The organism is Actinotalea caeni, assembly GCF_009733795.1.
GTDB classification, from domain to species: Bacteria; Actinomycetota; Actinomycetes; order Actinomycetales; family Beutenbergiaceae; genus Pseudactinotalea; species Pseudactinotalea caeni.
In genome coordinates this window covers 149,674-171,137 of sequence record NZ_WNXX01000007.1, presented here as the reverse complement: position 1 = coordinate 171,137, position 21,464 = coordinate 149,674, and the positions used below count along the sequence as shown (strand labels likewise).

16 protein-coding genes and 1 pseudogene are annotated in these 21,464 nt (G+C 73.4%); 8 read left to right on the top strand and 9 right to left on the bottom strand.

The window, feature by feature from the left end; all coding sequences use genetic code 11:
- Window positions 1-252: 252 nt before the first annotated feature.
- From GPA02_RS08600 to GPA02_RS08590, 3 genes are all read right to left on the bottom strand, one after another.
- Window positions 253-351 carry a 30S ribosomal protein bS22 gene (locus tag GPA02_RS08600; RefSeq protein ID WP_084480631.1) on the bottom strand — a complete coding sequence of 33 codons (99 nt, stop codon included), beginning with the start codon at window positions 349-351 and terminating at the stop codon, window positions 253-255.
- 81 nt (window positions 352-432) lie between these two features.
- The gene (locus GPA02_RS08595; protein WP_156199504.1) at window positions 433-642 is read right to left on the bottom strand and encodes a helix-turn-helix domain-containing protein; all 210 of its coding nucleotides are present in this window, start codon (window positions 640-642) and stop codon (window positions 433-435) included.
- Between the two features lie 116 nt (window positions 643-758).
- Entirely contained in the window at window positions 759-1,937 is a 1,179-nt protein-coding gene (locus GPA02_RS08590) for an acetoin utilization protein AcuC (protein ID WP_156199503.1), read from the bottom strand.
- 965 nt (window positions 1,938-2,902) lie between these two features.
- Between GPA02_RS08590 and GPA02_RS19530 the strand changes: the two are divergent.
- The 3 genes and pseudogenes from GPA02_RS19530 to GPA02_RS08580 form a co-directional block, all read left to right on the top strand.
- Window positions 2,903-3,469: pseudogene (locus GPA02_RS19530) on the top strand (potassium transporter TrkG); the annotation flags it as partial.
- Window positions 3,470-3,602: 133 nt separating this feature from the next.
- Window positions 3,603-4,226, top strand: a complete 624-nt coding sequence (locus GPA02_RS19525; protein ID WP_338027517.1) for a potassium transporter TrkG — start codon at window positions 3,603-3,605, stop codon at window positions 4,224-4,226.
- Window positions 4,219-4,917 (top strand): potassium channel family protein, encoded by a 699-nt coding sequence (locus GPA02_RS08580; RefSeq protein WP_156199502.1) that lies wholly within the window; start codon window positions 4,219-4,221, stop codon window positions 4,915-4,917. The genes GPA02_RS19525 and GPA02_RS08580 overlap by 8 nt, the downstream gene beginning before the upstream one ends.
- Window positions 4,918-4,956: 39 nt before the next feature.
- Here GPA02_RS08580 and proC read toward each other — a convergent pair whose 3' ends face one another.
- Entirely contained in the window at window positions 4,957-5,763 is an 807-nt protein-coding gene (gene proC, locus GPA02_RS08575) for a pyrroline-5-carboxylate reductase (protein ID WP_156199501.1), read from the bottom strand.
- 14 nt (window positions 5,764-5,777) lie between these two features.
- Window positions 5,778-6,638 carry a hypothetical protein gene (locus GPA02_RS08570; RefSeq protein WP_156199500.1) on the bottom strand — a complete coding sequence of 287 codons (861 nt, stop codon included), beginning with the start codon at window positions 6,636-6,638 and terminating at the stop codon, window positions 5,778-5,780.
- 117 nt (window positions 6,639-6,755) lie between these two features.
- Between GPA02_RS08570 and GPA02_RS08565 the strand changes: the two genes are divergently transcribed.
- Window positions 6,756-8,699 carry a M3 family metallopeptidase gene (locus GPA02_RS08565; RefSeq protein ID WP_240133954.1) on the top strand — a complete coding sequence of 648 codons (1,944 nt, stop codon included), beginning with the start codon at window positions 6,756-6,758 and terminating at the stop codon, window positions 8,697-8,699.
- Window positions 8,700-8,920: 221 nt separating this feature from the next.
- A complete protein-coding gene (gene radA / locus GPA02_RS08560) occupies window positions 8,921-10,300 on the top strand; it encodes a DNA repair protein RadA (protein WP_156199498.1) in 1,380 nt (459 codons plus the stop codon).
- 4 nt (window positions 10,301-10,304) lie between these two features.
- On the opposite strand, the gene GPA02_RS19270 is transcribed toward radA, so the two are convergent.
- The gene (locus tag GPA02_RS19270) at window positions 10,305-11,927 is read right to left on the bottom strand and encodes a helix-turn-helix transcriptional regulator (protein ID WP_156199497.1); all 1,623 of its coding nucleotides are present in this window, start codon (window positions 11,925-11,927) and stop codon (window positions 10,305-10,307) included.
- 390 nt (window positions 11,928-12,317) lie between these two features.
- Between GPA02_RS19270 and GPA02_RS08550 the strand changes: the two genes are divergently transcribed.
- Together GPA02_RS08550 and disA are read left to right on the top strand one after the other, a co-directional pair.
- Window positions 12,318-16,265 carry a DUF7507 domain-containing protein gene (locus tag GPA02_RS08550; RefSeq protein WP_156199496.1) on the top strand — a complete coding sequence of 1,316 codons (3,948 nt, stop codon included), beginning with the start codon at window positions 12,318-12,320 and terminating at the stop codon, window positions 16,263-16,265.
- A 131-nt stretch (window positions 16,266-16,396) separates the two neighbouring features.
- Window positions 16,397-17,464 carry a DNA integrity scanning diadenylate cyclase DisA gene (gene disA / locus GPA02_RS08545; protein ID WP_156199495.1) on the top strand — a complete coding sequence of 356 codons (1,068 nt, stop codon included), beginning with the start codon at window positions 16,397-16,399 and terminating at the stop codon, window positions 17,462-17,464.
- 30 nt (window positions 17,465-17,494) lie between these two features.
- On the opposite strand, the gene GPA02_RS08540 is transcribed toward disA, so the two are convergent.
- A complete protein-coding gene (locus GPA02_RS08540; protein ID WP_156199494.1) occupies window positions 17,495-18,070 on the bottom strand; it encodes a hypothetical protein in 576 nt (191 codons plus the stop codon).
- Between the two features lie 397 nt (window positions 18,071-18,467).
- On the opposite strand from GPA02_RS08540, the gene GPA02_RS08535 reads away from it, so the two are divergent.
- A complete protein-coding gene (locus tag GPA02_RS08535; protein WP_240133953.1) occupies window positions 18,468-19,358 on the top strand; it encodes an HhH-GPD family protein in 891 nt (296 codons plus the stop codon).
- On the opposite strand, the gene GPA02_RS08530 is transcribed toward GPA02_RS08535, so the two are convergent.
- Window positions 19,318-20,559 carry an MFS transporter gene (locus GPA02_RS08530; protein WP_156199493.1) on the bottom strand — a complete coding sequence of 414 codons (1,242 nt, stop codon included), beginning with the start codon at window positions 20,557-20,559 and terminating at the stop codon, window positions 19,318-19,320. The genes GPA02_RS08535 and GPA02_RS08530 overlap by 41 nt on opposite strands.
- On the bottom strand, window positions 20,556-21,137 hold the full coding sequence (locus GPA02_RS08525; RefSeq protein WP_156199492.1) for a winged helix-turn-helix domain-containing protein: 582 nt from the start codon (window positions 21,135-21,137) through the stop codon (window positions 20,556-20,558). Before GPA02_RS08525 ends, GPA02_RS08530 begins: the two co-directional genes overlap by 4 nt.
- Window positions 21,138-21,464 lie beyond the last annotated feature (327 nt).

The following is a 21,464-nucleotide window of genomic DNA, read 5'->3' as shown; positions in this document are numbered from 1 at the left end:
GGTGGCGGGCGGTGGCCGGTGTCCGGGCCCTGGCCGGTGTCCGGGCCCACCTGCCGCGAGCCCGCGGTGGCCGACGCCGGCGCGGACGGACGAGCAGCGCACCGGTCGGCCGGCGCCGAGGGCGGGCACGAGGGCAGGGCGGGGAGGCCGCCGGCGCCGGACGCCCGCTGCAGCGCCGGTCGCCGTCGACACGCGGGCATGCGAAAGGCCGAACCCCCGCAGGGGCCCGGCCTCAGGCGTACCTCGCGACCGCTACTTCTTGTTGCGGCGCTGGTGACGAGTCTTGCGAAGCATCTTGCGGTGCTTCTTCTTCGCCATGCGCTTGCGGCGCTTCTTGATGACGGAACCCACGCGGACCTCACTGATGTCGATGACGGCTGTCGGCGGAAGCGACGACGAGCCGCCCACCAGCGGCACAGTCTACCGGGTGCGTCAGCGCGCGTTCGCGGCGGGCCCCTGCAGCGGCAGACCCTGCGACAGCATCTCCTCCACCGCGGCCTCCGGCACGCGGAAGGACTTGCCCACCCGGATCGCCGGCAGGTCGCCGGCGTGCACCATCCGGTACACGGTCATCCGGGAGACCCGCGCCATCTCGGCGACCTCCGCGACCGTGAGGAAGCGCGGTGCGCTCGGCTCGGCCATGCGCGGCTCTCCTCTCGGTTGACGACCCCGACGGGTGCCCGGAGGCGACCCGCACTCCCGGCTCGAAGAGCAACTCTAGAGGCTCCGAGGACCGAAACGGTAACGATCCGCGGCACTCACACGAGCTGCGGGTCCAGGCCGTGCTCCGGGAACACCGCCCGCCGGGTGGCCAGCACCGCCCGGTCGACCGGGTCGCCGGGGTCGTAACCGTCCTCCCAGCGCCGGAACGTGGCCGGCCGGCCCTCGGTCATCGCCGCCGGCCCGTCCTCGCCGAGCAGCTCGTGCACCTGCGCCAGCCAGGACTCCGGCACCGGCGCCGTGGGATCGATCGGCCGCCCCGCGACCACGGCCGCCAGGTGCGTCCACACCCGCGGCACGGTCGAGACGACGTCGTAGCCGCCGCCCCCGGTCGCGACCCACCGACCCTCGCAGTGCTCGTCGGCCCAGCCGCGGATCATGATCGCGGCGGCGCGCTGGGCGTCGACCGAGATGTCGAGGTCGGTGATCGGGTCGCGGTGGTGGGCGTCCGCGCCGTGCTGGCTCACGACCAGCTGCGGCCGCCACTCCTCCACCAGCGGGCCGACGACGGCGTCCAGCGCCCGCAGCCACGCGGCGTCGGAGGTGCGCGGCGGCAGCGCGATGTTCGCGGCGGAGCCGCGGGCTCGCGGCCCACCGGCGTCCTGCGGGTAGCCGGTGCCGGGGAACAGGCTGCGCCCGGACTGGTGGATCGAGACCGTGAGCACCCGGGGGTCGTCCCAGAACGCGCGCTCGACGCCGTCGCCGTGGTGGGCGTCGACGTCGACGTAGAGCACCCGCTCCGCACCCTCGGCCAGCACGGCGGCGATGCCGACCGCGATGTCGTTGTAGACGCAGAAGCCCGACGCGGCACTCGGCATCGCGTGGTGCAGGCCCCCGGCGGGGTTGACCGCGCGAGGCGCCTCCCCGCGCCACACCGCCCGGGTCGCCGCGACCGTGCCGCCGACGACGCGCGAGCTCGCCTCGTGCATGCCGGCGAAGACCGGGTTGTCGGTGTCGCCGATCCCCCACGGGTAGGGCGGCCCCGCGCCGTCCTCGGCACGCACCTGGTCGATGTAGGCCTGCTCGTGCACGAGGCGCAGCAGCTCGTCCGAGGCCGGCTCGGGGGCGACGACGTCCAGGTCGTCCAGCAGCCCGAACGCCGTGATCAGCCCCATCGTCAGCCGCAGCCGCAGCGGGGACATCGGGTGACCGGGGCCGAAGTCGTACCCCAGCAGCTCCGGTGACCAGAGCAGCACCGCCCGCGCGTCCGCCGCCATGCGACCACGCTAGCGCGCACCGACCCACGAGCAGCCGCCGGGGCCGAGCAGCGGACGGACCGACCGTCACCACCCACCACCCGCGACCGTCGCCCCGCATACCCCACCCAGCGCAGCGGCGAGCTCGTACCTCCGTGCCGAGCTCGTAGCGTGCACCGTACGAGCTGGGTGCGGAGGTACGAGCTCGCCGGGGTGCCCGGTCGGTGGGAGCGCGGACGGGACGCGCCGGACGTCAGACCAGCCCGCGTCCCCGACGCAACCGGCCGCGACACGACGCGACCTCCACCACAGGGTCCAGCCCCGCCCCCTCCGGTGCGGGCAACGAACTCGTACGCCCGTGCCGAGCTCGTAGCGTGCACCGTACGAGTTGGGTGCGGAGGTACGAGTTCGCGGGGAGGGCTCGCGCGGGCGCCGACGGGCGCCGGTCCCGCCGCGCCTCCCGTCCCACGGCCCACCCACGCTCCCCCGGGCCGGCCACGCTCGCCAGACGCACGTGGGGCACGCCAGCGAGCTCGTACCGCCACGCCGAGCTCGTAGCGTGCACCGTACGAGTTGGGTGCGGAGGTACGAGTTCGCCGGGGTGCCCGGTCGGTGGGAGCGCGGACGGGGAGGCGCCAGGCCCCCAGACCGGCCCACCCGTCACCCACGCACCCGCCGTGACGCTGCTCCCTCCACCGCCGCGTCCGGCCCCCACCCCCTCCCGGTGCGGGCGCGAGCTCGTACCTCCGTGCCGAGCTCGTAGCGTGCACCGTACGAGCTGGGTGCGGAGGTACGAGTTCGCGGCGGGTGTCCGACCCGTCGTGCCCGGGCGCTCTCGTGGCGCGCGCCTGGTTGCGCTGATCGGGGACGCGCCGGTGGCACAGTAGGTCTCACGGGTGGTCCGGGCGCGCGACCTGACGAGAGGGGACGAGGTGGCGAGAGAGCTGCCGGGTGCCCTGTCCGCCGTCCGGGACGCGATCGACGCGATGGCGCGCCAGTCCCCGGCGCGGCTGACGCTGCTGGTGTTCCTGGGCGTCATCGCGGTCGAGACCGCGCTGCTCTCGCTGCCGGCGGCCACGACCGACGGCGAGCGCGCACCCTTCGTCGACGCGCTGTTCATGGCGACCTCGGCCGTCTGCGTCACCGGCCTGGTGACCACCGACGTGCCGACCTACTGGTCCGACATGGGTCACGTCGTCATCATGATCGGGATGATGGTCGGCGGGCTCGGCGTCATGACGCTCGCCTCGATCCTCGGGCTCGCCGTCTCGCGGCGGGTCGGGCTGACCTCCAAGCTGCTGACGGCGGCCGAGACCAAGGTGACGCGGCTCGGCGAGGTCGGCTCGCTCATCAGCGCGGTCATCGTCGCCAGCCTCTCGATCACGGTGGGGCTCGCCGTCGTCCTCGTGCCGCGGTTCCTCGCCGACGGGCACGGGTTCGGCGAGTCGCTGTGGCAGGGCTGGTTCATGGCGGTGTCGGTGTTCAACAACGCCGGCATCGTCATCCTCGACGGCGGCCTCGCGCCCTACGTCACCGACTGGTGGATGTGCCTGCCGATCATCGTCGGCACCTTCGTCGGCGCGCTCGGGTTCCCGGTGCTGCTGTCGGTCTCCTCGCACTGGCGCTCGCCGCGCCGGTGGTCGGTCCACGCCAAAGCTGACGATCACGACCAGCGTCGGGCTGTGGGTGCTCGGCACCGTCCTCATCGGCGCGTTCGAGTGGCGCAACGCCGCGACCTTCGGCGACCTGCCGCTGCACGGGAAGCTGCTGGCGTCGATGCTCGCCGGCATGACGCCGCGCTCGTCCGGCTTCACGACCGTCGACATCGCCGACATGAGCGAGGCGACCTGGTTCATGCAGGACGCGCTGATGTTCGTCGGCGGCGGCTCGGCGTCGACCGGCGGCGGCATCAAGGTGACGACGTTCGCCGTCATGCTGCTCGCGATCGTCGCCGAGGCGCGCGGCGACCGCGACATCGAGGCCTTCGGGCGCCGGCTCGACGGCGGGGTCGTGCGGCTCGCGATCGCCGTCGCCTTCATCGGGTCGACGTTCGTCGGACTCGCCGCGCTCGCCCTGCTCGTGCTCACCGACCTGCACCTCGACGTCATCCTGTTCGAGGTGATCTCGGCGTTCGCGACCAGCGGCCTGTCGACCGGCGTCACGCCGCAGCTGCCCGACGGCGCGAAGTACGTGCTGGTCGCGCTCATGTTCGCGGGCCGCACGGGGACAATGACGCTGGCGGCGGCCCTCGCCCTGCGCGACCGGCGCCGGGTGATCCGACTGCCTGAGGAGAGGCCGATCATTGGTTGAGCTACGCCCCCGCGGCAACACGCCCCAGGGCCCCGCGCCCGCCGCCGACTCCGGCGTGCTGGTCATCGGGCTGGGACGCTTCGGCAGCGCGATCGCGCAGACCCTCGACTCCCTCGGCCGCGACGTGCTCGGCGTCGAGAAGGACGCCGACCTCATCCAGCAGTGGTCCGGGCGCCTGCCGCTCGTCGAGGCCGATGCGACGAACCCCGATGCGCTGGAGCAGCTCGGCGCGAAGGACTTCCCGGTCGCGGTCGTGGGTGTCGGCACCTCGATCGAGGCGAGCGTGCTCATCACCGGCAACCTCGTCGACCTCGGCACCCCGCTGATCTGGGCCAAGGCGATCTCCGCCGAGCACGGCCGGATCCTGCAGCGCATCGGCGCGCACCACGTCGTCTACCCCGAGTGGGACGCCGGCACCCGGGTCGCGCACCTGGTCTCCGGCCGCATGCTCGACTTCATCGAGCTCGAGGACGGGTTCACGATCGTCAAGATGCGCCCGCCGCGCGAGACCCACGGCTACACGATCGCCGAGTCGCAGATCGGCAAGCGCTACGGCGTGACGGTCATCGGTGTGAAGCCGCCGGGCAAGCCGTTCACCTACGCCGACCCCGACACCCGCATCGACGCCGAGGACATCCTCATCCTCTCCGGCGACACGCAGCTGCTGGAGCGGTTCGCCAGCAGGCCATGAGGACCGGGCCGCGACGGGACCGGTGGGCTGTCGCAGCCGTCAGCCCTGGCCGAGCTCCGCGGCGCGCTCCCACGCCTTGCGGACGGCGTCCTGGACGGCGTCGCGCACGCCGCGCGCGTCGAGCTCGGTGATCGCCGCGAGGGTCGTGCCGCCGGGTGAGGTGACACGCTCGCGCAGCACCGCCGGGTCGGCGTCGCTCGCGAGCGCGAGCTCGGCCGCACCGGCGACCGTGTGCCGCGCCAGCTGGAGCGCGAGCTCGGGCTCCAGCCCGCCCGCGACCCCCGCGTCGCGCATCGCCTCCAGCAGGTAGAACACGTAGGCCGGGCCGGAGCCGGACACCGCGGTCACGACGTCCTGCTGGTCCTCGGGCACCCGCACGGTCGCCCCGGTGCCGGCGAGCAGCTGCGCCACGAGGTCGAGGTCGTCCTCCGACGCGCTCGAACCCGCGCTCAGCGCGGCGATGCCGCGCCCGATCGTCGCCGGGGTGTTCGGCATCACCCGCACGACGCGGGTGCCGGCGGGCAGCCGGTCGGCGAGGTACGCCGTCGAGATCCCGGCGGCGACGCTGACGACCAGCGCACCCTCGCGCAGCGTGCGCGACAGGTCGGCGCACACCGCCGCGACGTCCTTCGGCTTGACGGCGAGCACGACGACGTCGGCGCCGTCGGCCGCGGCCGCGTTGTCCTCCGCCCAGCTCACGCCGTGCCGCTGCGCGACCTCGCGGCCGTGCTCCGGGCGGCCGTCGGTCACGCGCACCCGGTCCGCGCCGACCGCGGCGACGAGCGAGCCCAGCACCGCCTCGCCCATGACGCCGGCGCCGACGAGCGCGACCTCCACCTGCTGCATGCGACCTCCGAACCTCAGAAGGGGAACGTCTCGTAGAAGGGCTGGGTGGTGCCGGCCGGGCCCTCGGCGACGAACACCGCGGTGGCGTTGCGCCACACGGTGCGCTCGCCCGCACCGTCCACGGGCTGCACCACGAAGCCGCCGACCGTGTCGCCGTCGACGACGACGTCGCCCTCGGTGGTCGCGTCGCCGCCGTCCGCGACGAGGTCGTCGAAGGCCGCGACCGCCTCCTCCTCGGTGGGCCACTGACCCACCTGGACGGTGACGTCGCCCTCGGCACCGGTGTAGAGCAGCGACCAGCCCTCCAGGGCTCCGGCGTCGAGCATCGCCTCGGACTCGTTCTGCTCGGTGACGGCGTAGCCGCCGACGACGTCGGGCAGCGCCTCCAGCAGGGCCGTGCCGGTGTCGCGCTCGACGGGCTCCACCGGCGGTGTCTCGGCGCCGGGGTCGAGGGTGACGGTGACGACCTGCATCGGGTCCCGCTCGCCGCCGCCCCGCGTCACCAGCAGCACCACGAGCACGACGACGAGCGCCGCGACGACCACGCCGAGCACGACCAGCAGCCGCCGCCGCGAGCTGGTGGGCGCACGCCGCGCGGCAGCCGCGGGCGCGACGGTGGTGTCGTCGGAGCCCGGCGGGGCCGCGGTGTCGCCGTGCTGCGGGACCGCCTCGGGGCCGGCGGCCGCGGCGGCGCCGTCGAGCAGCGGGATCTCGCCGGTGTCGGCCTCGCCGGCTCCGGACGTCGCGTGACGCGACCGGATGTCGCGTCGCCGCAGACCCTCGGCGGGCGTCGCGTCGGGCGCACCGGGTGCGGTCGCCGCGTCGTCGGGACCGCCGGCGCGGCTGGGTTCGGGCAGCTCGGACGGCGAGGTCACGCGGTCAGCGTAGTGGCGTGGTCGCACGCGTCACGGCCACCCGGTCGCGGTCCCAGCCGAGGGCGACGCGGTGAATGAGGTGCGATGCGCGCCCGCGCGCGGCATACGCTGCCGCTCGTGACCGACTCCACCGCCGCCCCGCACCCGCTCGAGCTGCCTGCGCCGTCGCAGACGGCCGCCTGGCTGGAGCAGCGCACGACGACGCTGCTCGCCGAGGCGCGCGACGCCGTCGAGCGCCTCAAGGCCGACCGCCCCACCGACGCGCTCGAGGCCGTGCGGCGCTGGGACGCGATCGAGCTGATGCTGCGCAACCTCGGCGCGCCCGCGCACACGTTCTCCGAGCTGCACCCCGAGGAGGAGGCACGCGCCCGCGGCGACGAGGCCGTGCAGCAGGTGGAGCGGTTCCGCACCGAGCTGTCGCTCGACCGCGACCTCTACGAGGTGTTCGCCGCGCTCGACCCGGCCGAGCTGGCCGGCCGCGACCCGCTCGCGGCGCGGCTGCTGGAGCGGGTGCTGCGTGACTTCCGCCGCTCCGGCGTGAACACGGACGAGGCGACCCGGGCGCGACTGGCCGAGATCTCGGACCGGATCGTCGTCGTCGGGCAGGAGTTCGGGCGCGAGATCCGCGACGACGTCCGCTCGATCAAGGTCACCCCGGACCGGCTCGCGGGCATGCCCGAGGACTGGGTCGAGGCGCATCCCGTGGGCGAGGACGGGCTCGTCGAGGTGACGACCGACTACCCCGACTACGTGCCGTTCCTCATGTTCGCCGACGACGCCGAGTCGCGCCGCCGGCTGATGATCCACTACCTCAACCGCGCCTGGCCCGCGAACGACGCACGCCTCAAGGAGCTGGTCGAGCTGCGGCGCGAGTACGCCTCGCTGGTCGGCTACGACTCCTGGCCGGACTACGACACCGAGGTCAAGATGATCGGCTCCGGCGACGCCGTCGCCGCGTTCATCGACCAGGTGTCCGAGGCCGCGGACGCCTCCGCGCGGCGCGACGTCGCGCTGCTGCTGGAGCGGCTGCGCCAGGACCGCCCCGACGCCGAGCACATCGACCGCGCCGACGCCGCCTACTACGCGGAGAAGATCCGCCGCGAGCGGTTCGACGTCGACGCCCAGCAGGTGCGGCGCTACTTCGCCTTCACGCGCGTGCGGGACGGTCTGCTCGACGTGACCGGCCGACTGCTCGGGCTGGAGTACCGGCCGGCCGCGGACGCCGTCGTCTGGCACCCCGACGTCGACGCCTACGACGTCCACCTCACCGACACCGGCGAGCGGATCGGCCGCATCTACCTCGACCTGCACCCTCGCGAGGGCAAGTACAAGCACGCGGCGCAGTTCGACCTCAGCCCCGGCGTGGCCGGTCGCCAGCTGCCCGAGGGCGTGCTGGGCTGCAACATCGGCCGCGGCCTGATCGAGCACGACGACGTCGTGACCCTGTTCCACGAGTTCGGGCACCTGGTGCACCACGTGCTGGCCGGGCGCGTCCCGTACGTGCGGTTCTCGGGCGTGGCGACCGAGTGGGACTTCGTCGAGGCCCCGAGCCAGCTGCTCGAGGAGTGGGCGTGGGACGCCGAGGTGCTGCGCACCTTCGCGCTCGACGCCGACGGCACCCCGATCCCCGAGGAGCTCGTCGCGCGGATGCGCACGGCGAACGACTTCGGCAAGGGCTCCGACGCCCGCACGCAGATGTTCTACGCCGCGCTGTCCTACCGCCTGCACGCCGAGCCGGTCACCGACGTCACCGAGCTCACCAAGGAGCTGCAGAACGCCTACTCGCTGTACCCCTACGTCGACGGCACGCACATGGCCGCCTCGTTCGGGCACCTCGACGGCTACTCCTCGGGCTACTACACCTACATGTGGTCGCTGGTGATCGCGAAGGACCTGTTCTCCGCCTTCGACCGCGCGAACATGTTCGACCCCGAGGTGGCCCGCCGCTACCGCGACCTCGTGCTCGCCCCCGGCGGCCAGAAGGACGCCGCCGACCTCGTCGCCGACTTCCTCGGCCGCCCCTACTCGGTCGACGCCTTCGCCGCCTGGCTCGCGGAGTAGCCCGGCAGCACCCCCGGTCTCACCGCACGTCCTGCCGCGCCTCGATCCCACCGCACCGTCTGGCGCTCGCCCGGCACGGCGCCCAGGTGACGCGCGAGGCGGTCGGCCTGCCGACGGCGCACGTCGCCGACAGCGCGGTCGTGCGGCCGCATCGGGCCGGGTGCCCAGCGCGGTGACAGCGCAGCTGGGGCGGTGTCGGGGGCGACGGGTAGGTTCGCCGGGTGAGCACCAAGACCGCCGCCAAGCCCGCGCGCGCCGGGTTCGTCTGCACCGAGTGCGGGTGGAGCGCGCCCAAGTGGGTCGGGCGGTGCGGCGAGTGCCAGGCCTGGGGGACGCTCACCGAGGCAGGCGGTCCCGAGGCGACCGGGCCGCGCACCACCGCGACCGCTCCGGGCACGCGCGCGCAACCGATCGCCGACGTCGACGCGCAGGCCGCGGCCTACCGCCCCACCGGCGTCGGCGAGTTCGACCGCGTGCTCGGCGGCGGCATCGTGCCCGGTGCAGTGGTGCTGCTCGCGGGTGAGCCCGGCGTCGGGAAGTCGACGCTGCTGCTCGACGTCGCCGCGCGCGCCGCCGACGGCGGCGACAAGGTCCTCTACGTCACCGGCGAGGAGAGCGCCGCCCAGGTGCGGCTGCGCGCCGAGCGGATCGGTGCGCTGCGGCCCACGCTGCTGCTCGCCGCGGAGACCGACCTCGGTCGCCTGCTCGGCCACGTCGAGTCCCAGCAGCCCGACCTGCTCGTCGTCGACTCCGTGCAGACGATCGCCTCGGCCCAGGTCGACGGGTCCGCCGGCGGCGTGTCCCAGGTGCGCGAGGTCGCCGCCGCGCTCATCGCGGTCGCGAAGCGCACCAACCTGCCCGTCGTGCTCGTCGGCCACGTGACGAAGGACGGCGCGATCGCCGGGCCCCGGGTGCTCGAGCACCTCGTCGACGTCGTGTGCCAGTTCGAGGGCGACAAGCACGCCCAGCTGCGGCTGGTGCGCGCCGTGAAGAACCGGTTCGGGTCGGTCGACGAGGTCGGCTGCTTCACGCTCGACGAGCGCGGCATCCACGGGCTGCCCGACCCCTCCGGCCTGTTCCTCTCCGGCGGCCGCGAACCCGTCGCGGGCAGCTGCGTCACCGTCACCCTCGACGGCCGCCGCCCGATGCCGATCGAGGTGCAGGCGCTGCTGGCGCGCACCACCGCTCCGCAGCCGCGTCGCGCCACCCACGGCCTCGACTCCTCGCGCGTCGCGATGACCCTCGCGGTGCTCTCGGCCCGGCTGGGTCTGGACGCCTCGGGCTTCGACACCTACGTCTCGACGGTCGGCGGCTCGCGCGCCCCCGAGCCCGCGGTGGACCTCGCGGTCGCGCTCGCCGTCGTCAGCGCACGTCGCGACGAGCCGCTGGCCGAGGGGCTGGTCGCCGTCGGCGAGATCGGGCTCGCGGGCGAGCTGCGCCCTGTCGTCGGGACCGGCCGCCGGCTGGCCGAGGCGCGCCGGCTCGGGTTCACGCGCGCGATCGTGCCGGCCCGCTCAGACCTGCTCGGCGGCGCCCCCGCGGGCATGGACGTGACCGAGGCGCCCGACCTGCGCTCCGCCGTCGTGGCCGCGCTCGCGTGACTGACTAGCAGGGGGCCCTCGGCGCGGTCGCCACGTCTCCGTCGAGCGGCGGCCGGCCGTGCAGCAGTCCGAGCGCGACGGCCTGCGCCACCGCGTCCTCGCGATTGCGCACCTCGAGCTTGCGATAGATGCTGCGGACCTGTGACCGCACCGTGGACACGGCGACCGTGAGCCGTGCCGCGATGTCGACGACGCTGGCCTCGCCTGCCAGGTGTTCGAGGACGAGCCGTTCGCGTGCCGTGAGCGAGACGATGCGGGGCTTCGCCCGCCGCCAGGCACGGCCCTCGTGCACCATCGCCGATGATCGAGGTGCGACGGCCCAGATCATCTGGAGCTCGCTCGGCTCGACATCGCGGAACACGGTGCGATCGCCCACGACCTGGAACATCGCGTGCACATGCTCGGCGCACTCGCGTGCGGCGTCGGCGTCGCCCACCCGCAGGTAGGCGATCGCCAACGACAGCTGGAGATCGAGCGCCGCACGCGGCCCGATCGTGTGCGCACGAAGGGCGTGGGCCGCGACACGGATCGCCCGCCGCGGCTCGTCGGAAAGCAGGTAGGCGCGTGCCGCGGCGGGCGCGACATACGCGGGCGACCTGCCCTGCCGCGCGAGCTCGATCGCCGTCGTGCCGTTGCCCTCGGCCAGCCGCAGCTCGGCGAACGCGCGCTGCACCACGCCACCGCCGGGAGCCCCCGAGAGCGTGACGCCGTGCGCGGTGCAAGCCTCCTCCAGCCGAGCGAGTCCCGCGACCGGCTGGTCGAGCAGCAGGTCCAGCCGCGCCCGCGTCGAGGCGATCCACGGCCAGTGCTCCACCTGGTCCGTGGCCACCCCGGCGGCGTCGACAGCCTCGGTCGCTCTGGGCAGGTCCATCTCGTCCATGGCGAGCCACGCCCGCCCCAGATCGGCGCCCATCATGGCGAGGTGCGCGATCGGCTCCGGGACAGGTGGCAGCTGCTGGAGCTCGACGAGCCACTCCCGAGCCCTGCTCGTGTAGCCGTGACACGCGTTGAAGAAGACGAGGTTCGCGCAGGCGTTGACGCCGGCGACGTGATGGTGCGGCGGCGGACCGATCTCGAGGAAGGCACGGTTGAGGAAGCCGATCGCGTCATCCCACCGGCCGTCGAAGAGCGCGACGAAGGCGCGCTGGGCAGCGACCCAACCCGGCCTGCTCCCGCTGCGGTGACGGCTCCAGGGCAGGTGGGCGTACACGTCCACACGACCCATGAGGTGCTCGACGCGCTCGCCGATGCGTTCGGCGGTGCTGAGGGCCCCGCGCATGCGCGCGCCGATCATCGCGGCCATGCCGGCTGCGACGAGATCACCCGGATCTCGGAACGCCGCGAGACGTGCCGCGTAGTGCGGGCCACGCGTCAGGTAGAAGTGGCGCGCGCGGGCGAGGCTCACGTCTCCGGGAGAGCTGATGAACGCATGGGCGAAGAATGCGGCGAGCAGCAGCCGTGGATGTGCCTCGACCGTTGCGTCGTCCAGTCGTGCGACGGCGCGCAGCAGCGGCTCTGCGAATCGGACCGGGAGGTCGTACCAGAGCTCGTCGCTCGCGCGCTCGATCGTACGGATATCAAGTCCCTCGAGCGCCTCGGAGACCTCGAGGTCGCTGATGAGGCCCACGCCCGACGTCCCCCTGTGGTGATCGTTCGGTGCGGAGCGCCGACCGTGGCGTCCCCTGCACCATGACCCGCTCTTGACAACGCCGTCGACGCTAGCAGCGGCTCACAGGCTCGCGAAAGAGCGGGCCTGCGAACCGGGTTGATGAAATCGGTGATGAAATCGAGAGTGACGACCGGAGCACCGGCCGATCTCGCCGAAGCATATGCATCGGCTCCCTGAGCAGGGAGCAGAGAGGGCGATATGCGACGGTTGATTCGGCGTGCGGTCTTCGGGGGCGGTCCAGATCGGACTGGGTCGACGCGAGGATCGACGGCCCCACCGGGACCTCGGTCTCGTGGTCGGCAGGCGGGGAGAGTGGCCTCGGCGGCACTGCTCGCGGGGACGATGGCGATGGCCGGTTCGGCTCTGCCTGCGAGCGCTGTACCGGTCTACGAGATCACCGGAGCCTGGGAGGAGGGGACGCCGTCGATCGTCTCCGACGGTGACGTCGTCAACGCGATCTGGCACGTCAACGTCAACGACGACGCCCCGGCGCCGTCGAACGACCCGGTGGACGACGTGACGTTCACGGCGACCACCGAGCACGGTGTGTTCGCCGAGGTGCCGAGCGTCTGTCTCGTCGACGGCGTCGAGCCGATCTCGTCGATCTCCGACGACGGCCGAACCCTCGTGTGCAACCTGGGCACGCTCGACCAGGGCACCGCAGCGGCGATCCTGACGCCGATCCGCGTCGACGGCGTGACGGGCGACGAGGTCGTCGCGTCGGGCGAGATCGCGGGCCAGCGCGTGGACCTGACGCCGATCCCGATCACCAACCCCTTCGGTATGGACATCCGGTGGGAGCAGGCGACGTCGCGCACCACCTGGGGCGAGGACACGGTCGACTTCGACTTCGAGTGGACCCTGTTCCTCGACGCCGGCAGCGAGCCAGGACCCGACTCGGTCAGCTACACGCTCGACGTCAGCGCGGCGACCGGCGAAGCGATCGTGGCCGGTGCCGACCTCTGCACGCCGTTCACCGGGGCGGGTGCGACCGGGCACCCCTGGTCGGGAGCGAGCGCCGAGCACCCGGAGCGGGTCGCCCCGTTCGTCGACGACTGCACCCTCACGCAGGCGGCGCCGGGCGCGTTCGAGCTGACGCTCACCGGCATCGACTACTCGCTGGTGCAGGTTCCCACGCACGACTCGACCGGCAGGCCTCTTCCGACCGACAGCGTCGCGGTCGCGAGCGGATCGATCTGGCTGACGAAGCTCGGTACCCAGAACTCGGCCATCGAGCTGTCCGCGAGCACCCCCACCTACGTCGCTCCAGGATCCGGCGCCACGGACGTCGACGATGCCGAGAACAACGGCGCGAGCCGACAGCTCGTCCGAGGCTCATGGTCGAACGCCTGGCGCCCGGAGTACTCCGGCGTGGACACGGGGAGCTGGTGGAGCAACCTGTTCGAGGTCGCGCCGGGCACGCCCGTGGAGTCGGTCAACACCAACACGTGGTCGGAGCGTGCCCTGCCAGGCACCACCGCGATCTCGCAGTGCGTCGTGCTCGACACCCGGTATCTGGCATTCGAGAGCGCCCGCTTGGAGCGCGGCTGGGGTGGCACGCCCTACACGCAGGACGACGGACTCGTGCTCGAGTACTGGACCGGGCCGTCGACGTTGCTCGATCCTGCGAGCGGCTCCTACGACCCGAACGCCTTCTCGTGCGCGACCGAGGGGGGCTGGACCACGGAGCCGCCTGCCGACCTCACCGGCGTCCGCGCCGTGCGAGCACGTTATCCGTTCTCGATGATCGCCGGTGGCCCGCAGCACACGCCGCTGCGCGTGGAGCAGCGCGTGGCCGAGGACGTCGAGGTCGGTCAGGACATCTGGCAGTGGGGCTCGATCGCCGAGGACGGCACGTGGTCCGAGCCGAACCGCAGCACGGACCCGGCCGACGTCGGCAACGCGCTGCCGACACCTGGGCTGCGCTACCCGTTCATCGGCAACGGCCGCGACGTCGTGCGGATCATCGCCGCGACGCCGGCGATCGCGAAGTCGGTCGATCGCTCGGTCGTCGCGCCTGGTGAGCCCGCGGTCTACACGCTGGAGTACTCGGCGAACGGCACGGGCGCGATCCCCGAGACCGTGGACGACTTCGAGATCGTCGACACGCTCCCGGTGGGCATGGAGTACGTCGCGGGCAGCGCGGCCCCGGAGCCGAGCGTCTCGACGAACGGCGACGGCGCCCAGGTGCTGACCTGGACGCTCGACGGCGTGCCGACCAACGCCGTGCAGGCGCTCACCTACCAGGCGATGCCGGTTGACGTCGACCCGGGGTCGGTGCTCGAGAACACGGCGACGGCGTCTGTCGGCGGCGCCACCAGCCAGCCCGCGACCGCGCAGGTCACGGTCACGACGTCGGGCACGACCTCGATCGGCAAGACCCCGGACTCGCCCTACATCCCCAACCCCGACGGGTCGGGCAGCGGCGAGGGCTCGTGGACCGTGACCATCGCCTCCGACGACCCGGTGGCGCAGGCGTTCACCGACACGATCGACATCCTCCCGTACCTGGGCGACGACCGGGGAACGAGCTTCTCGGGCAGCTACGAGCTGACGGGCGTCGAGGCCGTGGATGGCGCGGTGGTCTACTACACGACCGCTGACCCGGCGACGCTGAGCGACGACCCGGCCGATCCGTCGAACGGTTCCGCGGGTGACGCGGTCGGCAACACGGTCGGCTGGACGACGACCTTCACACCGGATGCCACAGCGGTGCGCGTCATCGCACCCGAGCTGGCGCCGGGTGCCACGCAGCAGTTCGTCGTGGGCATCGTCACCGAGGGCATGGACGGCGGTGACGTGCTCGTCAACCGCGCCCAGGCCAGGGCCGAGCACACCGAGCTCGTGATGCGCACGTCGGCGCCCATCACGATCGCCAACACCTACTCGGCGGCTCTGAAGAAGTACGTGCTGGGCACCGACGGCGAGTGGCACGACGCGAACACGGTCGAGGACTACCCCCTCTTCCAGGCGGGCGACACGATCCGTTACCGGATCGTCGTCGAGAACACCGGTCAGGGCACGCTGACCAACGTCGAGGTGAGCGACGACCGCCAACCGGAGCTGGGTTCCTTCACGGTCGACGAGCTCGAACCGGGGGCCTCCGAGGCCCACGAGCTCGAGATCGAGCTCACGGACGGCGTCCAGGGTCCGGTCGTCAACACGGCATGCGCGACGGCGGACCAGCCGGCGGATGCCGAGCAGCCGCCGACGATCAACTGCGACCCCGCGGGCTTCGAGGTGGACGGCACCCCCGTGCACGAGAAGTCTCTGCTGTCGGCGACACCGGTCGGCGACGGGCTCTGGGAGGTCGTGTACGCGATCGACGTCACCAACAGCACCGGCGTGGCGACGAGCTACTCGCTGGACGACGAGCTGCACTTCACCGAGCAGGCCTCCGTGGTGGCGGCTGAGGTCACCGAGGCGCCCGACGGCGTCGAGCTCGCCGACCCGGCGTGGGACGGCCAGGACAGCACGAGGATCGCGACGGCGGTGCCGCTCGCAGGCAACGGTGATGCGGACTACGCGCCGCACCGCTACGTGCTGGCCGTCGTCGCGTCGGTGCCGCTGTCGCTCGAGGGCGCGGGCAGCCCCGACGACCCGACGGCGTGCGGCGACAGCGGCGACGACTCCGACCGTGCGTTCAACAACGTCTCGACGCTCACCGGCCGCGACGGGCGGACCCAGGACGACCAGGCCTGCGCCGAGCTGCCGTCGATCACGATCGATAAGTCGCTCGTCGGCGAGGTCGAGAGCGATGGTGACTCGTACGCGGTCACCTACGCGATCGACGTGACGAACGCAGGGGCCGCAGCAGGCGTGTACTCGCTGTTCGACCAGCTCCGGTTCGACCCACTGCTGGCCGTGGAGGACGTCGAGGTCACCAACACCGTCCCGGGTGACGTCACGACCTCCGGCGCGTTCACAGGACTCGGCACCGAGCCGGACGCCGCGGCGAACGCCATCGCCACCGACGTCGACCTCGCCGCAGGCGCGACGCACCGGTTCCTGGTGCACGTGTCCACATCGCTGGCCCCCGGCGAGCGCGCGCAGGACGTCTCCGGCTGCGCCGACGGCGACCAGGCCGGCGGACTGCGCAACGTGGCGACCGTGCAGCACAACGGCCTCGAGGCGCAGGGCACCGCCTGCGCACCGATCGCGGTCCCGCCCGCGCCACCGGCGTCAGCGCTGCCATCGACCGGGTTCGCGCCCGATGCGACGCTGCCGGCAGTCGCGCTGCTGCTCATGGCGATCGGGTCCGCCGCGCTCGCGGTGCGACGTCGCGTCACCCGATGAGCCGAGGGAGGGCCGGTCGTGCGCGACCGGCCCTCCCGAGGGTCACAGGTCCGCAACAGCAGCGCTCACCGGGTCGATCCCCCGCATAGACTCACCCCAGGCCGGATCGGACGCGGGATGGGAGTGCGGAGTTGTCCACGCCGTCGTTGCGCGAGATCCTCGGCTGGGTCGCGCCGGGAACCGAGCTGCGTGACGGGCTGGAGCGGATCCTCCGCGGCCGCACGGGTGCGCTGATCGTGCTCGGCTACGACGACGTCGTCGAGAGCATCTGCACCGGCGGCTTCGAGCTGGACGTCGAGTTCTCCTCGACCCGCCTGCGCGAGCTCGCGAAGATGGACGGCGCGATCGTGCTCGACGCCAAGGCCACGCGGATCCTGCGCGCCGCCGTGCAGCTGCTCCCCGACGCCGCGATCGAGACCAGCGAGTCCGGCACCCGCCACCGCACCGCCGAGCGGGCGGCCAAGCAGACCGGCTTCCCTGTGATCTCCGTCAGCCAGTCGATGCGGATCGTCGCGCTCTACGTCGGCTCGCAGCGCTACGTGCTCGAGGACTCCGACGCGATCCTCTCCCGCGCCAACCAGGCCCTCGCCACGCTCGAGCGGTACAAGGAGCGCCTCGACGAGGTGGCCGGCACGCTGTCCGCGCTCGAGATCGAGGACCTCGTCACGGTCCGCGACGTCGCCGCCGTCGTGCAGCGCCTGGAGATGGTGCGGCGCATCTCGGGCGAGATCTCCGACTACGTCATCGAGCTCGGCACCAACGGCCGCCTGCTGGAGCTGCAGTTCGACGAGATGAGCGGCGGCATCGGCACCGGGCTGGAGCTGGTCATCCGCGACTACCTCGACGAGCGGTCCGCCCGCACGATCGACGACGTGCTCGCCGACCTCGCGGCGCTCGACTCCTCCCAGCTGCTCGACCTCTCGCTCATCGCCCGGGTCCTCGGCCTCGGCGGCCGGCAGGGCGAGGCGCTCGACTCGGCGATCGCGCCCCGCGGCTACCGGATGCTCATGCGCATCCCGCGGCTGCCGGCGTCGGTCGTCTCCGCCCTCGTCGAGCACTTCGGGTCGCTGCAGAAGATGCTCTCGGCCACGATCGAGGACCTCGAGGTGGTCGACGGCGTGGGTGCGCAGCGCGCGCGAGCCGTCCGTGAGGGGCTTTCCCGCCAGGCGGAGTCGAGCCTGCTGGAGCGGTTCTCCTAGACCCGCACGCCCGGTCGCCGACGGCGCGGCTCACCGCACGGTGAAGACGCTCTCCGTGGTCGCGAGCTCGGTGCCGCCACCCTCGGCGCTCGTCAGCGTGACGACGGCGCGGTAGGTGCCCGGCTCGGCGACCGGCCGCTTGGCGGGGCACGACGGCCAGGACCGGTGCCCGTCCCACTCGAACGTGGTGACGTCCTCGCCGTCGATGTCGAGCAGCACGCGGCGCTCGCCGCGGCCGCAGTGCTGCGAGCTCCACACGAGGTCGTCGCCGGAGTGGATCTCGACCACGAGCTGGGCGCGCCCGACGTCGACCAGGCACGGCACCGGCCCGGTGTTGGTCACGGTGACCGGCAGCGACGTCGACGCCCCGCGCGCCAGCGTGCTCGACGGCAGCCCCACCGACACGGCCACCGCGCCCGGCACGCAGTCGACCGGGTTGGCGAGCTCGTCGTCGGTCGGCGGCCCGGTGGTCTCGGCGTCCTCCGGGGCGCTGGTGACCTCGGGGGTGTCGACGGTGACCGGGTCGTCGGCGGCCGCCGCGGTGATCGCGAGGTAGGCGGCGCGCACCCCGAGGGCCAGCCCGGTCAGCAGCGCGACGACGAGCACCAGCGCGACGACCCGACGACGGCGCAGGGTCGCCGGGCTCGGACGGTGCGGTCCACCGGCAGGCCGGCGGGGTGGCGTCGACGTCGCGCGCGCACCCGTGCGGCGCGCTGCGCCGGTGCGGCTAGCCGCGCTCGATCGCGCGCCCGGCTGCTGCCGCGTCCGTGACGTGGGTGCGGTGCGACCCCGACCGGAGGACGCAGGTCCTCGGGTCGTGCGATCGGTCGTCCGCGCCATGGTCGCGACGGTATCCGAGCCGCGGCGCGGACCTCGGGAGACATTCCGCGGGCGCCCGGCATAAAGTGCTGCAGCCTCCCGTGCGGGTCCCGCAGCCGCGCTCCGGCGTGCGCTGGTGTCGCGTCGGTGACGAGGCACCCGCCGCGCGGGCGAGACTGTGCGCGTGGACGACGACCCCTGGCCGGCGCTGTGGCACGCGGTGACCGCGTGGTACGCCGCGCACCGCCGCGACCTGCCGTGGCGCGAGCCGGGCACGTCGCCGTGGGCGGTGCTGGTGTCGGAGGTGATGCTGCAGCAGACACCGGTCGCGCGCGTCGAGCCGGTGTGGCGGGCGTGGATGCGTCGGTGGCCGACGCCGGCCGCGTTCGCCGCGGCCGGGCACGACGAGGTGCTGCGCGCCTGGGGCACGCTCGGTTACCCGCGGCGGGCGCTGCGGCTGCACGGGACGGCGGTCGCCGTCGTCGAGCGGCACGGCGGAGAGGTGCCGCGTGACCGGGAGGCGCTGCTGGACCTGCCGGGCGTCGGCGGCTACACGGCGGCCGCGGTGCGCGCGTTCGCCTTCGGGGAGCGCGACACCGTGCTCGACACCAACGTGCGGCGCGTGCTCACCCGGCTGCTGGACGGGCTGCCGCTGCCGCCGCCGAGCCTCAGCCGCGCCGAGGAGCGGCGCGCGAGCGACCTGCTGCCGCCGGGACCGGCCGACAGCGCGCTGTGGAACATCGGCCTCATGGAGCTGGGTGCGCTCGTCTGCACGGCCCGCTCGCCGCGCTGCGAGGCGTGCCCGGTCGCCGAGCGGTGCGCGTGGCGCGCCGCCGGCTACCCGCCGGACCCGTACGCGGACCGACGGCGCGCCCAGGCCTGGGAGGGCACCGACCGGCAGGTGCGCGGCCGGCTGATGGCGGCGCTGCGCGAGGCCACCGAGCCGCTGCCGCTGGAGGCGCTGCCCGCGTGGCACGACGAGGCCCAGCGAGCGCGCGCGCTCACCGGGCTGGTCGCCGACGGTCTGGTCGCCGTCACGGGGTCGCCGGCGCGCTATCGGCTGCCGGGACGATGACGGGGCGGCGCCCGACGACGAAGCCGCCGACCGTGGAGAGCAGCACGACCAGGACGGTGCCGGCGATGAGCAGCCGGTAGTCGATGGCCGCCACCAGCGCCGCACCGACGAGGGTGAGCAACGCCTGGGGGAGGTTGAGCGCCATCATCGTGGCGGCCGCCGTCCGGCCCTGCATGCGGGCGGGGGTGAGACGCTGCCGCAGCGTCACGAACGCGACGACGCACCAGGTGACGCCGAACCCGACGGCCGCGATGCCAGGCAGCACGAGCGCGAGCGAGCCCGACAGCAGCGTCACCGCGCCGAGCGCGAGCAGGCCGAGCCCGGCCGAGAGGGTCCACACCTCGCCGCGCCTGCCGATGACGGTGGCGGCGGTCGCGCCCGCGACGACCGCGCCGACGCCCTGCAGGCTGACGAGCACACCGAGCGACGCCGTCGGCAGCTGCAGGCCGTGCTCGATGACCGGGAACACCGCGACGTTGAGCATCGCGGTCGCGGCGAACGCGGCCGAGGTCAGCACGGTGACGGCACCCAGCGGCGACGTGGCGGCCAGGTGCCGGAAACCCGCGCCGGCCTGCCTCAGGAAGGCGTCGGTGCTGGGCTCGGGCGGCGTCTCGCGGACGTGCACACGGGTGAGCAGCAGCGCGGTGAGGAGGAAGCACGCGACCGTCACCCACACGACCGCGGCCGGGCCGAGCGCGACGTAGAGCGCGGTGCCGAGAAGCGGCGACACCAGCCGCAGCGCCTGGTCGATCGTCGACAGCAGGCCGTTGCCGGAGGCGAGGTGCTCGTCGGGCAGCATGTCACGCAGCAGGCCCGACTGCGCGGTGGCCGTCAGCACGTTGAGCGTGCCGTACCCGAAGATCACGGCGTAGACGAGCCACAGCTGCGAGGCGGAGGTCACGAGCAGCAGCGCCGCGACGAGCGCGGCCCCGACGAGGTTCGCGACGATCATGACCGGCCGCCGGGACACCTTGTCGACCAGGTGCCCCATGAGCGGCCCGGTGAGGTTCGCCAGCCCGAGCGCCGCGAACACGATCGCGGCGGCGGCGTCGGAGCCGGTGAGGTCCTTCACCCAGACCGCGACCGAGAGGTAGAGGGCGCTGTCGGCGAGGTTGGTCGAGACCCACGCGGGCAGCAGCCGACGGAACGGCTGGTGCTGCCAGGCGGCGGGGCGACGGCGGAGCACGGCCAGGGCGCTCATCGCGCCTCCTTCGTGGTGGGCTCGGGGTTGACGGTGGCGAAGAGCTGGACGCGGCGGGCGCCCTCGGGGCGTGCCGTGGGGTCGGCGTCACGGCCGCCGAACCACTCGGCGGCGACCTCCTGGAGGTGCTGGCTGAGCCTCGCGGTCTCCTCCGCGGTGGCCCAGAAGGTGCTCGAGGTGACGAGGCTCGCCTGGACCCAGGCGTCGTCCTCGTCGGCGATCGTGGCGAGGTAGGCGCGCACCCGCTCGGCCTGCCGCATCACCTGCATGCTCGCCAGCTCGGCGACCGCGTGCCGGGAGCCGGGCACCTCGTCGCTGGGCCTCACCGCGTAGCCGTCGGCGACCGTGCTGCGCCACGGCCGCTCCCGACCCCGCCGCGGCGCGGGCTCGATGAACCCGTACCTCGCGAGCGTGTGCAGGTGGAACGAGCACGATGCCACGGACTCGCCGATCGCCTCCGCGCACTGCGTCGCGGTCGCGTCCTCGACGCGCTGGAGGTGGTCGAGCAGGGCGAGCCGGATCGGGTGCGCGAGCGCCCTGATCCGCTCGGGGTTGTTGATGCTCTCGGGCTGCCGCATGCAGGGACCGTAGCATTCTCAAGAGTTCTTGATCAAGAGTTCTTGCTCAAGCATTCTTGATAGTGATCGCATGGCGGGCGGCGTCCACCCGCTCCCCAAGCGCGCACCGCGGCGGCACGGCGCGCGCACGCTTCGGCACGCGAGGCAGGAGCGGCACCGTCCGCGGCGCCCGCCGTGCCGACGGAGGTCGTCGCGTCGTTACGAGCACGCCGCAAGAGCTGCGGTGAGAGCGGCGCGCGGCAGCACGTGCGGTGAACCGACGGGCGCTCGGAGCGCGGGAGACTGATGGGGCGCGCGGGCAGCGCGTCGAGACTTGGTGTGGCTCGA